At 51.2% G+C, this 13,504-nt stretch carries 10 protein-coding genes, 1 tRNA gene and 3 pseudogenes; 8 read left to right on the plus strand and 6 right to left on the minus strand.

Features of this window, described 5'->3' with window-relative positions; translation table 11 throughout:
* The first annotated feature begins 71 nt into the window (after positions 1-71).
* Together ACLJTG_RS05695 and rplY are read left to right on the plus strand one after the other, a co-directional pair.
* Positions 72-1,832 carry a DEAD/DEAH box helicase gene (locus ACLJTG_RS05695; protein WP_000578121.1) on the plus strand — a complete coding sequence of 587 codons (1,761 nt, stop codon included), beginning with the start codon at positions 72-74 and terminating at the stop codon, positions 1,830-1,832.
* Positions 1,833-1,956: 124 nt separating this feature from the next.
* Entirely contained in the window at positions 1,957-2,241 is a 285-nt protein-coding gene (gene rplY, locus ACLJTG_RS05700) for a 50S ribosomal protein L25 (protein ID WP_000494192.1), read from the plus strand.
* Between the two features lie 108 nt (positions 2,242-2,349).
* Here the strand turns inward: rplY and ACLJTG_RS05705 are convergent, their stop codons facing one another.
* The gene (locus ACLJTG_RS05705) at positions 2,350-2,970 is read right to left on the minus strand and encodes a hypothetical protein (protein WP_000033443.1); all 621 of its coding nucleotides are present in this window, start codon (positions 2,968-2,970) and stop codon (positions 2,350-2,352) included.
* Positions 2,971-2,997: 27 nt separating this feature from the next.
* The gene (gene yejK, locus ACLJTG_RS05710) at positions 2,998-4,005 is read right to left on the minus strand and encodes a nucleoid-associated protein YejK (protein ID WP_021000527.1); all 1,008 of its coding nucleotides are present in this window, start codon (positions 4,003-4,005) and stop codon (positions 2,998-3,000) included.
* 179 nt (positions 4,006-4,184) lie between these two features.
* Between yejK and ACLJTG_RS05715 the strand changes: the two genes are divergently transcribed.
* The 3 genes from ACLJTG_RS05715 to ACLJTG_RS05725 all read left to right on the plus strand — a co-directional run bounded on the left by ACLJTG_RS05715 (position 4,185) and on the right by ACLJTG_RS05725 (position 6,354).
* Positions 4,185-4,412, plus strand: coding sequence for a YejL family protein (locus tag ACLJTG_RS05715; RefSeq protein ID WP_001135904.1), 228 nt, complete (start codon positions 4,185-4,187; stop codon positions 4,410-4,412).
* Between the two features lie 31 nt (positions 4,413-4,443).
* Entirely contained in the window at positions 4,444-6,204 is a 1,761-nt protein-coding gene (gene yejM, locus ACLJTG_RS05720; RefSeq protein WP_000256150.1) for an LPS biosynthesis-modulating metalloenzyme YejM, read from the plus strand.
* Between the two features lie 73 nt (positions 6,205-6,277).
* Positions 6,278-6,354 (plus strand) — tRNA-Pro (locus ACLJTG_RS05725).
* A 310-nt stretch (positions 6,355-6,664) separates the two neighbouring features.
* On the opposite strand, the pseudogene ACLJTG_RS05730 reads toward ACLJTG_RS05725, so the two are convergent.
* From ACLJTG_RS05730 to ACLJTG_RS05740, 3 pseudogenes are all read right to left on the minus strand, one after another.
* A pseudogene (locus ACLJTG_RS05730) lies at positions 6,665-6,887 on the minus strand (DUF4113 domain-containing protein); the annotation flags it as partial.
* Between the two features lie 87 nt (positions 6,888-6,974).
* Positions 6,975-9,341 (minus strand): annotated as a pseudogene (gene sspH2 / locus ACLJTG_RS05735) (SPI-2 type III secretion system effector E3 ubiquitin transferase SspH2).
* Between the two features lie 935 nt (positions 9,342-10,276).
* Positions 10,277-10,957, minus strand: a pseudogene (locus ACLJTG_RS05740) (phage tail protein); the annotation flags it as partial.
* Between ACLJTG_RS05740 and ACLJTG_RS05745 the strand changes: the two are divergent.
* Both ACLJTG_RS05745 and ACLJTG_RS05750 read left to right on the plus strand, forming a co-directional pair.
* Positions 10,917-11,075 (plus strand): hypothetical protein, encoded by a 159-nt coding sequence (locus tag ACLJTG_RS05745; RefSeq protein ID WP_000340080.1) that lies wholly within the window; start codon positions 10,917-10,919, stop codon positions 11,073-11,075. The pseudogene ACLJTG_RS05740 and the gene ACLJTG_RS05745 sit on opposite strands and share 41 nt — an antisense overlap.
* Positions 11,076-11,104: 29 nt before the next feature.
* Positions 11,105-11,293 (plus strand): virulence protein, encoded by a 189-nt coding sequence (locus tag ACLJTG_RS05750; protein ID WP_023242741.1) that lies wholly within the window; start codon positions 11,105-11,107, stop codon positions 11,291-11,293.
* 191 nt (positions 11,294-11,484) lie between these two features.
* Here the strand turns inward: ACLJTG_RS05750 and pagL are convergent, their stop codons facing one another.
* Positions 11,485-12,048, minus strand: a complete 564-nt coding sequence (gene pagL / locus ACLJTG_RS05755; protein ID WP_000281877.1) for a lipid A 3-O-deacylase PagL — start codon at positions 12,046-12,048, stop codon at positions 11,485-11,487.
* A 729-nt stretch (positions 12,049-12,777) separates the two neighbouring features.
* Here pagL and narP point away from each other — a divergent pair.
* A complete protein-coding gene (gene narP, locus ACLJTG_RS05760) occupies positions 12,778-13,425 on the plus strand; it encodes a nitrate/nitrite response regulator protein NarP (protein WP_023258133.1) in 648 nt (215 codons plus the stop codon).
* The last annotated feature ends 79 nt before the right edge of the window (positions 13,426-13,504 follow it).

Here is a 13,504-nt window from a genome sequence, read left to right on the forward strand (position 1 = left end):
GGCTAACTATATCCCTCAAGGGAAATGATTCATGGCATACTATTCCCGGAACCGTTTAACGTAGTGAGACCATGATTTTTACACTCCGCCCCTACCAGCAAGAAGCCGTAGACGCCACGCTCAGCCACTTTCGCCGCCACCGTACGCCCGCCGTGATTGTTCTGCCGACCGGCGCAGGTAAAAGCCTGGTGATCGCCGAACTGGCGCGCGTCGCCCGCGGACGGGTACTGGTGCTGGCGCATGTGAAAGAGCTGGTCGCGCAGAACCACGCCAAATATTGCGCGCTGGGGCTGGAAGCAGATATTTTCGCCGCCGGACTCAAACGTAAAGAGAGTCAGGGCAAAGTCGTGTTCGGCAGCGTACAGTCGGTGGCGCGTAATCTTGACGCCTTCCAGGAGGAGTTTTCGCTGTTGATTGTCGATGAATGCCACCGCATCGGTGACGATGAAGACAGTCAGTATCAGCAAATCCTCACTCACCTGAGTAAAGTTAATCCTCACTTACGTCTGCTTGGGCTAACCGCCACGCCCTTCCGCCTCGGAAAAGGCTGGATTTATCAATTTCATTACCACGGTATGGTGCGCGGCAACGACAACGCTCTGTTTCGCGACTGTATTTATGAACTGCCGCTGCGCTATATGATTAAACACGGCTATCTGACGCCGCCTGAGCGGCTTGATATGCCAGTGGTCCAATACGATTTCAGCCGCCTGCAGGCCCAAAGCAATGGGCTGTTCAGCGAAGCCGATCTGAACCGCGAGCTGAAAAAGCAGCAGCGGATTACGCCGCACATCATCAGCCAGATTATGGAATTTGCGCAAACGCGCAAAGGCGTGATGATTTTCGCCGCCACGGTCGAACATGCGAAAGAGATTGTCGGTCTGCTTCCGGCGGACGACGCGGCGCTGATTACCGGCGATACGCCAGGGCCCGAGCGCGACGCGCTGATTGATAATTTCAAGGCGCAGCGTTTTCGCTATCTGGTTAACGTCTCGGTGCTGACCACCGGCTTTGACGCCCCACACGTTGATCTCATCGCGATTCTACGTCCCACCGAGTCAGTTAGTCTTTACCAACAAATTGTCGGGCGTGGTCTGCGCCTTGCGCCGGGAAAGACCGATTGCCTGATTCTTGATTACGCAGGCAACCCGCACGACCTGTATGCCCCGGAGGTCGGTAGCCCGAAGGGAAAAAGCGATAACGTCCCTGTCCAGGTATTTTGCCCGGCCTGCGGCTTTGCCAACACCTTCTGGGGGAAAACCACTGCCGACGGCACGCTGATTGAACACTTTGGCCGTCGCTGCCAGGGCTGGTTTGAGGATGACGACGGCCATCGCGAGCAGTGCGATTTTCGCTTTCGCTTCAAAAACTGCCCGCAGTGTAATGCCGAAAACGATATTGCCGCCCGACGCTGCCGGGAATGTGACGCTATTCTGGTCGACCCAGACGATATGTTAAAAGCGGCGCTCAGGCTCAAGGATGCGTTAGTCCTGCGCTGTAGCGGAATGACGATGCAGCATGGGCAGGATGAGAAAGGCGAATGGCTGAAAATCACTTACTATGACGAGGACGGCGCGGATGTCAGTGAGCGCTTCCGCTTGCACACGCCCGCCCAGCGTACCGCTTTCGAACAGCTATTTATTCGCCCGCATACCCGCACGCCCGGCGTTCCTTTACGCTGGATCACGGCGGCGGATATTGTCGCGCAGCAGGCGCTGTTGCGGCATCCCGATTTTGTGGTCGCGCGGATGAAAGGCCAGTACTGGCAGGTGCGTGAAAAAGTGTTCGACTATGAAGGCCGCTTCCGCCGGGCGCACGAATTACGTGGTTAATTGTACTTTTCATTGATGTAACGGCGATTTGAGTATAGAATCCCGCCCGCCTTTGCATACGCAAAGCAGATCACTTACCTGTTGCTGGGTCGCCTGTAGCAGGAATTATTAAAGAGAGATTTAAATGTTTACTATCAACGCAGAAGTACGTAAAGAGCAGGGTAAGGGTGCGAGCCGCCGCCTGCGCGCCGCTAACAAGTTCCCGGCAATCATCTACGGCGGTTCTGAAGCCCCGATTGCTATCGAACTGGACCACGACCAGGTGATGAACATGCAAGCTAAAGCTGAATTCTACAGCGAAGTTCTGACCCTCGTTGTTGACGGTAAAGAAGTAAAAGTTAAAGCTCAGGCTGTACAGCGTCACGCTTACAAACCGAAGCTGACTCACATCGACTTCGTTCGCGCGTAATCGCCTGGAAGTTGAAGAAAAACCCCGCCCCGGCGGGGTTTTTTTATGCGTTTAATTGAATTTGACGACATGCAGAGCAACGAGAACCCACTTTGCTTTTCTGCTTTCTTACACCTCGCCACATTCAATTAGCGCCTCCCCTAATCGAGGATCTGTAGTTTCCGACGCGGTATTCATACCTTTAAGCCGATTGAATAATGCCCGTTGACGAACGCTGGCACTTTCCGGTTTCCATGGCAGAATTCGTATTGGTATCGTTTGCCCGTCATTCAACGCATCAAATACCTTTTCATTGGTCAGTAAGTCGCCGCAGCTCCATGTCTTGCTATCAAACTGAAAATCAAATAAGACATGGAGCTCCAGTTCATCTACACGCACTTGACGCTTTGCATTATCGATGCGTATTTCCACCTTCTCTTTATGCGTCAAAGTTGCATCAAGATTGAGTCCATACCGTTTCAACTGCCCCTTGTCGTAATAGTAACGTATGCTGGACCAGGTTGATTTAAAAGCAAATCCAGTAATGAATAAACCACTTAACAAGAACAGCGGGCATATGAACAAGCTCAGTAACCAGTTGGCACCATAAGTATAAAACAGTACCAACGATAGAACGGTGAACACCATGCCGAGCACCAACATCATCAAAAATGCGACAATGTGCGCATACAAAACCTGCCGAAATAAACTGAAATTAACAGGCGGCCTCTGACGTATTCCTTTACTCACTACGGCGTCCTTTTATGTCGTATGCCTTTATTTCCCGCCCGACGTGCGTCGCTGCAACTGATCGCGCAAATTCGGCGGCGTCCCTTTGATAGTCAGGGTATCGGTCGCCGGGTCCCAGAAAATACGTTCACCCAATAACATAGCGTCGAAGTTAATGGTTAACCCGCCGCCACTGCCGGCATATTTGGTTAACTGGCGCAGCGTACTGCGATCTGCCGGGAAGCTCTCTTCCAGCTCATAGCCTTTTTCGGCGGTAAATTCGCTGAAGCTGACTTCACTGACGCCGGAAAGCTCTTTAGACAGCGATTCCAGCTCAATCTCTTCCCCGGCTTGTAATTGCTCATTGCAGTAGCTGTACACCTGCTGGCGCACGTTCTGACGTTCCGCTTTATCCAACTGCGCTTCTGCGGTGAAATCATCCACTGCCTGCAACAGGCCGCGATTCTGCGCTTTGGCGTTCAACCCTTCGCTGGCGCCGAGGAAATCCATAAAGAAGTCAGCAACCTTGCGCCCTACCCGACCTTTCAGGAACGTCAGATAGCGGGTCGATTGCGGATTAGTTTCCCACTCGGTAAGATCGATACGCGCCACGATATCCGCATGATTGATATCAAGATAATGCGTCGGGTTAATGTCCAGATTTTCATTGACCCGCATACTGCTCAGGTTGTTCAGTACCGTAACCAGCAGATACTCCACCGCCAGGTAGCGATAATGGCAGAACAATACAATGCCGCCGTCCGCAAAGGGGTATTTCGCCAGTTCGTCACGCAGGCGTCCGGTCGCCGCCCGGCTAAAGGCAAGAAAATCGTCTTCCCCCTGACGTTGCAACCGCAGCGCTTGCGCCAGTTCACTCTCTTCATTAAACAGGCCATACGCCTTATTCTTGGCGCTATAGACCCGATGCAGTTCAGCCACCATCTCGACAACGGTGGTTGTCGGCTCCAGCAATGAATCGCGCAAGACCAGCTCAAGATTTTGCTCATCGCGCTTGATAAGCTGGTGCAGGGCAATCTGGTTGATATCCAGACTCATGATAAACTCTCCTTTAAGACCGGGCGGTATTCAACCACCGCCTGCCGGAAGACGCAAGCAATCGCCCTGTCATTTCAGGCGTTATCCGTAACGCGAATGATTTAGGGGATAAAAATGCAGAAAAAAAACTGTTGCTACGGTAATATGTTGCCCTTTCATGAACAAACAGATTTTGATTTATGCCACAACTCTCCCGCTATAGTGATGAACATGTTGAACAACTGCTGAGCGAACTGCTCAGTGTACTGGAAAAACATAAGGCGCCGACCGATCTTTCCCTGATGGTGCTGGGAAATATGGTCACCAACCTTATCAACACCAGCGTTGCGCCGGCTCAACGCCAGGCGATTGCGAACTCTTTTGCCCGCGCCTTGCAGTCTTCGATTAGCGAAGACAACGCGCACTAAAAAGCCGACTCCGGAGAAACAAGCGACAGGTATGGTAACTCATCGTCAGCGCTACCGTGAAAAAGTCTCCCAGATGGTTAGCTGGGGGCACTGGTTCGCTCTGTTCAATATACTGTTGGCTACGTTGCTCGGCAGCCGTTACCTGTTTGTCGCCGACTGGCCGACAACGCTTGCGGGTCGCATATACTCCTACCTGAGCATTGTCGGGCACTTTAGCTTTCTGGTGTTCGCCACCTATTTGCTTATTCTTTTTCCGCTCACGTTTATCGTGATGTCCCAGCGGCTGATGCGGTTTTTATCAGCCATTCTGGCGACCGCGGGTATGACGTTGTTGCTTATCGACAGCGAAGTCTTTACCCGTTTTCACCTGCATCTTAACCCCATTGTCTGGGAACTGGTCATCAACCCTGACCAGAACGAAATGGCGCGCGACTGGCAGCTTATGTTTATTAGCGTGCCGGTTATCTTATTGATTGAGATGCTATTTGCGACATGGAGTTGGCAAAAGCTGCGCAGTCTCACGCGCCGCCGCCATTTCGCAAGGCCGCTTGCGGCATTCTTTTTCGTCTCCTTTATCGCATCGCATCTTATCTACATCTGGGCAGACGCTAATTTTTACCGGCCGATTACCATGCAGCGGGCAAACCTGCCGCTCTCTTATCCGATGACGGCGCGACGTTTTCTTGAAAAACACGGTCTGCTGGATGCGCAGGAATATCAGCGCCGTCTGGTAGAGCAAGGCAATCCGGAAGCGGTCTCCGTACAGTACCCGCTCAGCAATTTGCACTATCGCGATATGGGCACCGGTCAGAATGTGCTGCTCATTACCGTAGACGGCCTGAACTATTCTCGCTTTGAGAAGCAGATGCCGGAGCTGGCTACATTTGCCGAGCAAAACATCGACTTCACCCGTCATATGAGTTCAGGGAATACCACTGATAACGGTATTTTCGGCCTGTTCTATGGCATATCGCCAGGCTATATGGATGGCGTGTTATCCACCAGAACGCCTGCGGCGCTCATTACCGCGTTGAATCAGCAAGGCTACCAACTGGGACTGTTTTCTTCGGATGGCTTCGCCAGCCCGCTTTATCGTCAGGCATTACTGTCCGATTTCTCGATGCCGGCAGCGCAAACGCAGTCTGATGCGCAAACGGCCAGCCAGTGGATAGACTGGCTTGGGCGCTACGCACAGGAAGATAACCGCTGGTTCTCATGGATATCGTTTAACGGTACTAACATTGATGACAGTAACCAGAAAAATTTTGTTAAGCGTTACGCCAGTGCCGCCAGCGACGTGGATGCGCAAATCAATCGGGTTCTGAACGCGCTGCGAGAGGCCGGTAAATTCGACAATACTGTCGTGATCATTACCGCAGGACGCGGCATACCGTTGACGCCGGAAGAAAATCGCTTCGACTGGTCGCAAGGTCATCTGCAAGTACCGCTGGTGATCCACTGGCCGGGGACGCCTGCGCAGCGTATTAATGTGCTTACCGATCATACCGATGTGATGACCACGTTGATGCAACGCCTGTTACATGTCAGCACGCCAGCGAACGAATATTCACAGGGCCAGGACATCTTTACCGTTCCACGTCGTCATAACTGGGTAACGGCGGCAGACGGCAGTACGCTGGCAATCACGACGCCGCAAATGACCCTGGTGCTCAATAATAACGGTCATTATCAGACCTATGACTTACACGGCGAGAAGATCAAAGATCAGAAGCCGCAGCTCAGTCTGCTGCTGCAAGTGCTAACAGAAGAGAAACGTTTTATCGCTAACTGATTAATTATAAATCAGTTAGCACCGTTTCCCCTTGCATTCGCGTTGGAAAGAGGTAGTATTAGCACCCACAAGTCGGCACGTAGCGCAGCCTGGTAGCGCACCGTCATGGGGTGTCGGGGGTCGGAGGTTCAAATCCTCTCGTGCCGACCAAAATTCCCCTTAAAAACCAGCCTGCCAGGGCTGGTTTTTTTATATATCCAATTTGCAAATGGTGAAATGATGGTGAAATAGCTATCGAAGGTCACTGCAAATTGACTTCAAGCTCCCTCCAACGCGAAAAGTTGAACAGATGACTTAAATACATTGATTAGTCATCCTTAACCAGTAGAATCCGCCACGACTGGTAACTATTCAATACACGCACTATCGAACGATCGCCAGTTTGCCGCAGCCCGTTCTTGCATACAATGTGGCTGCGGCACACCATCACATCAGAAATTTGAAAATCAGGGTAAACCTGTCACTTAACCTGAAGCAGGCCTTCATAGCGGGTGGTATATCGGGATGACAGTATGTTTCTCTTCATAGCCCACTGTTGCTGGATACCCTCCCCGGCAAAGTACAGCTTTCCCCAGCCCTTCTTTGCATTCAGGTGATCCAGTACTTCCATCGGCTTCTCGCTACCGGCGCGCGGCGCGTTATCATCGAAAAAGTTGCGCCGCGCCCTGACTGAAGAAGTCTCCCCTATTTCACCTGTACATCATCCGTACTGTCTGATGTTGTTCGTCCGGGAATATCTTTGTCGCACCGCACCTCATTCACCTGGTGCATCAGTTACGACGCCACTGAACGTTCAGATAGCTCCCCAGCATCTCCTCCACAAGAGGTCGCAGGCCATCCAAAAATGTCTTTTTCGCGCTCTCCATCGCTCTTGCTCCGATAGTGCGCTCTGCATCGGTATTACCGACCAGCCCAGACGGTCTCAGCTCTGTGTCAGACAGCATCCGGTACGTTTCCTCATAATCCGATATTTGCTTTTCACGAAGCGCGTTAACGCGTTCCGGCGCTTTGCGCTCCAGCACTCTGTGTAACGGCCCCCACTGCAGTATCCACTCCCTGAACTCGCTTTTTTCAGCGGCTTTCACCTGAAGCTCCGCGTCCTGAAGGTCTGTAACCGTCACGCCGGATACGTCAAAGAAACGCATTTCTGCCGTCACGCTGGTCAGCCCGAGTGATTTCTTCAGCTTATTCTGATACGCCAGCCAGACCTCAATTTCATCAACGAGAGCCAGCGTTCTGACCTTTTCCCGGGCAATCTGTTCCAGTTTTCCCAGACGGAACATCTCACGCCCCGTGGCAACCAGCGCCGCGAGATCGTTATCGTATTGCCCTTTTTCTGCATTATGTACCAGCTGTACGTTCTTCATCTGGTGCAAAAAAAATGTGACCCGGTCCTCGCAGCTTGAGGTTGCCTCTGTTGCCATAGCAAAGGTGTTTGCTCTCAACGCCTCATCTTCAGCCAGTTGTGCCAGCCAGGACGATATCTGTGCCTTAAACCCCGCGTCCTTTATGAAGTTTTCCGTCTCACTCAGTCTGTCCAGGAAGAGGCTGAAGGCGTCGGCGTTATCTTCCTGTCCGAACATATGCCATCTGTCTGCAGGAGCCGGTTCCCCCTCCCGGGCAGGCACCAGCCAGTCAGCGGCCGCCAGGTGCAGTGCCCGAGTTTCCCGGGGGGCGGAGGCTCCCGCCATATCGAATCGTATTATGGGGCCTGAATAGCCAGGCGCGCTGGTGATCTCCCGCAGCGCCTGCAAAGTACGTTCAGACAGTGGGTTCCCTTCCAGATTTACGGTTGTCTCTGAAGACAGATGAATGAGACTTTCCGGCAGGCGGGTCAGCTGGTTACGATAGACCGACAGCGACAGTAGTCCTGACGGCAGCATCGGCAGGCTGGTCAGCCGGTTACCAGATACCATCAGCTCCTTCAGTTCTGACGGCAGCACCGGCAGACTGGTCAGCCGGTTACCAGATACAATCAGCTCCTTCAGTCCTGACGGCAACGCCGGCAGGCTGGTCAGCCGATTATTATAGGCCCACAGCTTATATAATTCTGACGGCAGCGTCGGCAGGCTGGCCAGTTGGTTATCAGATACCGACAGCTCCTGTAGCCCTGACGGCAACGTCGGCAGGCTGGTCAGCTGGTTATTATAGGCCCACAGCTTACATAATTCTGACGGCAGCGCCGGCAGGCTGGCCAGTTGGTTATCAGATACCGACAGCTCCTGTAGCCCTGGCGGCAACACCGGCAGGCTGGTCAGTTGATTACCAAAGATCCACAGCTTACATAGTCCTGACGGCAGCGCCGGCAGGTGGGTCAGCGGGTTACTAAAGATCGACAGTTCCAGTAGTCCTGGCGGCAGCACCGGCAGGCTAGTCAGCTGGTTACCAGAGACCTCCAGCGTCCGCAGTTCTGGCGGCAGCGCCGGCAGGCTGGTCAGATTATTATCAGGAATAACCAGTGTGGTAATATGCGCGGGTAAACAGTCTGGCAAGGTGGTAAGACCTGATTCTCCCACGTTAAGCACTGCATTGCCATTATTCAGGCAGGCACGCATTTTCTGTACCACTGCTGCACGGCCGCGTGACTCTTCTGCGGGTGCAGCCCTTCTCCACGCTGACCAGACAGCATCATACTCTGCTGGCGTCTGTGGAGCCGTTGTGGCAGGGAGGAAGGATGTCCTGAATGTCCCGGATGCCCCTTCCGCGTGTCCTGTGCCCTCCTCACCCTGTGCTGTGTCCAGGGTGAGGCGATGTGTTTCACTGTACCCCTGGCAATTTACGGTATAGTTCCCGGCATCATCAAGGGTGACTGACAATATCTCCTGACTGTCTTCATCCAGAATACAGAAGTAATTTTCCCCGTGCTGGCCGGAATGAATGCTTTCCTCCCATCCGGCATACGCGAGCGTCCTGAGCAGTTCAAATCTGCTGACCACATCCTCCCGCGTCGTTCCGGCCGGCGGGTGACAAATCGTCCAGATGCACTCCAGCGCTTCAGTCTGGTGCGTTGAGCAAAAAAATTCCTTCATTTTTTCCCAGGAACTCATTTCAGGGGGGGTATCAGACCAGGCAATACGCTAAATGCGGCGATTACTGATGGTGGCGGGAAGACATCCGCTTCCAATATGAAAGGGCATAACAAAAAACCTTTATAAATTTACATATAGTATCTGTCCGGCAGACATCATCTCTTCCTGGTCTTAATTTCACAATAAGGTTATCGGCGGATTCATGGTCGTCCTGACATGGCGGGCTTCAGAAGGTGCAGAAGAAAAATCCGTTATGATGACCGGATGGCGGGACTGTCATTTTACAGCTAAAGTGTCGATTTTTTCAGGGTCGCTTTCCACGATGACCAGATCATCCGGTATCAACGCCCGGGCGTTCAATTTTCGATTCTGCCTGCCTGCGCAGCTCTTCCGGCGAATAAACCCTTTGAACGACTTTACCGTCTTTAAACTGCCAGCAGCATGAATATCAGCGCGACGGTTTTCATCCGTATCAGGCAACTCTGCAACGCTCTGGCCAGCAGGCCACAGCCCGGAAACATCACGCGTAATACACGTAATAACATCGTTATCGTCGTAGGTAATTTTCAGCGTGTCTGCTGAAAATAATTGCTGGCACCCATACCAGTCCTGACCATCCTCTGATTTAAGATACGCCGCATCGGCGAATAATGTGTCATCTGGTTCCGGTGCATACGGAATGAAATTTTTAATATTTAAAAACTGTTTGTTCTTTTTATTTTTTTTCCGCTGTCATAATTATTCCTTCTTATACACTTGGGGCTGTCACCCACGTATCACCAACCAGATACTGAATGGGACGTTGTCACCCGAATAGTCATCGCGCCACGCACTCCCATTACCTCAATCACTGCGCCAGCGAGACAGATATTACCGCAGCCAGTATCCGTGATGATTTTGTTATAAGCGTAAGACCAGGAGCCACGACACATCCAGTAAGGGTGATTGAATGCGCCCTGAGACTCCAGCCAGACGATAAACTCCGCCGTCGTCCACGGATTATCATCACAGCCGATAGTAACTGCGCCATCAAACGCTCGCGCGGCACCGATACGACGCACAAACAAATCCTTGTCCGGAATATCGCCGCCATTCTGTGATTTTTGTAATGCATCGGCGGCACGACTTATGGTTTCTCGCAAACCAACGTATTCGATAAGACCGTCAACGCTTTTTCCTGACAGCGCCGTCAGGGTTTCGTCCAGCGGCTGCTTGCCCGCCAGTTTATTCAGTACCGTGGTGGCAAAGTTCGGATCATTTCCCAACGCGTCAGCCAGTTCCTGCAGGGTGTCCAGTGGCTCCAGTACGGAACCAACCAGCGCGGCAATCAGTTTGCGGACAAACTCCGCGTTTGTTGTCTGAAGCCCTTTAGCATCGCCTGGCGGCGTCGGTGTGGTCGGCGTTCCAGTGAATGCCGGGCTGTCCAGCGGCGCTTTGGTCCGTACCTCACCCATAACGGTTTTTACCGCCTTTGGTGTGGCCGCCAGCGCTTCGCTGTCACTGTCCGTGGCACTGCTTAATTTAACGATACCTTTTTTCGTCAGGCTTGCATCTTCCAGGGAAATCACGTCTGCGATATCCTCGGCCCGTTTCGCGGCCTCTTCGGCTCTGGTTGCCAATTCTCCGGCTGCAGCTCTGCTTTGCGCTGCCAGTGATGCGCTGGTATCAGATGCGGAGGCGTGGGTGGATGCCTCCGATGCTGATGACGAGGCGGCTGCCGCCGTTCTGGCTGTGTCAGCCGACGCCGCGCTGGCTGATGCCTCCCCGGCTTTTGTGGTCGCCGTACCTGCGCTGCTCTCCGCAGATGCTGCGGATGAAGCTGCCGACCAAAATTCCCCTTGAAAACCAGCCTGTCAGGGCTGGTTTTTTTTATGCCTACAATTAAAAAGTTAGCTGATGCCAGAGACGTTATTTTGCATGAACTGATCGGACATCTTTCCTGTGCAGTGGTCAACGTAAAGTCAATGCAGGCAAATAACGTAAACCATGTTTGTACTAAAACAGAAAAAGCGCATCTACACCCTATGCTGGAAGAAATGTTTGTAGTGGCAGGTAAATGAGTAAGCAATCTGTCGCAGCAATAATAAAACGTTCTGGTAAGGTAAACGGCCTACCACTTCTTTGTCACTAACAATTAGCCTCCCTGTCGCCATAGGGTCGATAACGATCGGCTATTCACAACACGTTTTGTAGACAACGTACGGTGATTAATTACTCCTTCAGCCAGCAACTCGCTAATTGTTATTCAACTTCAGAAATTATAACTAATTGAAGCACCTACAAAATTATGCCCTGAATTTTTATCCGTAAGTGATCCATTCGAGAAATGCCGGATATAAGCTTCTGTAGAAAAAGCCCCAAAGTTCCAGCCAAGAAACGCTTTTTCTCCAAAGGTAAATGCAGAATTGACACGCATATCATCTCGCGACTTAGATTTTATATAAGCCCCCAGACCAATACCGGTATAGATACCAGCGAAATGAACCAGCGCCACATCCTTCGAGATACCCAATACGCCCTGGTTATATTTATTGCAGGGAACGCTGCCAGAATGTTTACTGCAATCATCGCTACCCTTAGCCTTAAATCCTCCTAACTCCAGATTATTTCTTGCCTGTAAAAAGAAAAAATCGCTGGGTTCACTGTATGTCAGAAAAGCCGTATATAAGTGCTCAACCCCTCCTCTTCTTATACTTTCTCCCGCAGCAAAAGAGATCTGATGCTTGTTGCCCTTGCCAAAAAAAACATTATCATTAGCAGAACATGCGAATGCACAAGGTAATAATAGATATATAAATATTCTCTTCATATACACTCCACCACCATTTCAATGTCAATAGTTATTTTTAACCGGCTAACATATTTAAAATTTTCTACGCCACGCTTACGCTCACAGAAACGGCTGATATAGCATCCACACTACGTTCTCCCCTTGAGTCGCCCCAACGGGTGCTCAAAACGCCGCGAGTGTTGTTCAGGCATATCCAGGATAAGTTATAAGTGAATGACACTCATTTCTGACCACATTTTCATTTATGATAAGAATATCGTCAGAATCTCTTTATCGCATAAAAATACCTCTGCTATTGACTTAATATTTAATTTAACAGATGTCGCGGTTCATTCGTTCTGCTCAGATGTATTTCATTGACATTAATAAAACCATAAATAAATTCAGTTAAAATAATTTGTTAATAATGACAAGCTTTAGACGCTATGACTTTTAATAAGGAATTTCCTGCCAGTAAAGATAGTCTGGACTTACGGGTGCAAGGGCGCAGCAACATATGCCACACTTCTGTTATGTCACATTGTCCGAAAGAAGCGTCCAGACCAGTATTCAACTTCAGGGAGTATTCTGTTTTCTCTCACAACGGGTTGTTTTATCCTTTCTATCGTTCAGCTAATTACTCGCCTGTCACAGGTTTTACTACTTACCCATGCACTAATTAGGGTAAAATTTACGCGCTTGACAATGTGGCAAATCTGGACGATTTCCGCGCTGAAAACAATAATCATTCTAATAAAACTCAGGAGATACAGCATGCCTGAAGTAACACCTTTTCAGGTGCTTATTGTGGACGACCATCCACTTATGCGGCGAGGTATTCGTCAATTACTGGAACTGGACCCGGCTTTTTATGTCGTTGCCGAAGCGGGTGACGGGGCGAGTGCGATCGATCTGGCGAATCGCATTGAGCCCGATCTGATCCTGCTGGATCTGAATATGAAAGGTCTGAGCGGGTTAGATACCCTGAACGCGCTACGCCGGGATGGTGTGACGGCGCAAATTATTATTCTTACCGTCTCGGATTCCGCCAGCGACATCTACGCGCTGATCGACGCCGGCGCCGACGGTTATCTGCTCAAAGATAGCGATCCGGAAGTGCTGCTGGAGGCCATTCGCAAAGGCGCTAACGGCGGTAAAGTCTTTAGCGATCGGGTCAATGAATATCTGCGTGAGCGCGAACGGTTTGGCGCGCAGGAAGATCCCTTTAGTATCCTGACCGAACGAGAGTTAGATGTCTTGCATGAGCTGGCGCAGGGGCTTTCTAACAAACAGATTGCGTCAGTACTGAATATTTCTGAGCAGACGGTTAAGGTGCACATTCGTAATCTACTTCGCAAGCTAAACGTGCGCTCACGCGTCGCGGCGACCATTCTATTTTTACAAACACGCGGAATACAGTAACAAGCCAGGCCCGATGGCGCCACGCCACCGGGCCGTCAGGGTCTTATTTCTCCTGCGCCAGCCGGATACTGCGCTCTAT

The sequence above is a fragment of the Salmonella sp. SAL00672 genome (assembly GCF_046552175.1).
Lineage (GTDB): Bacteria > Pseudomonadota > Gammaproteobacteria > Enterobacterales > Enterobacteriaceae > Salmonella > Salmonella enterica.

Excerpts from the sequence above, each read along its gene's own strand:
- rplY (WP_000494192.1), top strand. The coding sequence starts at position 1,957 with ATGTTTACTATCAACGCAGAAGTACGTAAAGAGCAGGGTAAGGGTGCG.
- ACLJTG_RS05695 (WP_000578121.1), top strand. The coding sequence starts at position 72 with ATGATTTTTACACTCCGCCCCTACCAGCAAGAAGCCGTAGACGCCACG.
- yejM (WP_000256150.1), top strand. The coding sequence starts at position 4,444 with ATGGTAACTCATCGTCAGCGCTACCGTGAAAAAGTCTCCCAGATGGTT.
- yejK (WP_021000527.1), bottom strand. The coding sequence starts at position 4,005 with ATGAGTCTGGATATCAACCAGATTGCCCTGCACCAGCTTATCAAGCGC.
- ACLJTG_RS05715 (WP_001135904.1), top strand. The coding sequence starts at position 4,185 with ATGCCACAACTCTCCCGCTATAGTGATGAACATGTTGAACAACTGCTG.
- ACLJTG_RS05750 (WP_023242741.1), top strand. The coding sequence starts at position 11,105 with ATGCCTACAATTAAAAAGTTAGCTGATGCCAGAGACGTTATTTTGCAT.
- narP (WP_023258133.1), top strand. The coding sequence starts at position 12,778 with ATGCCTGAAGTAACACCTTTTCAGGTGCTTATTGTGGACGACCATCCA.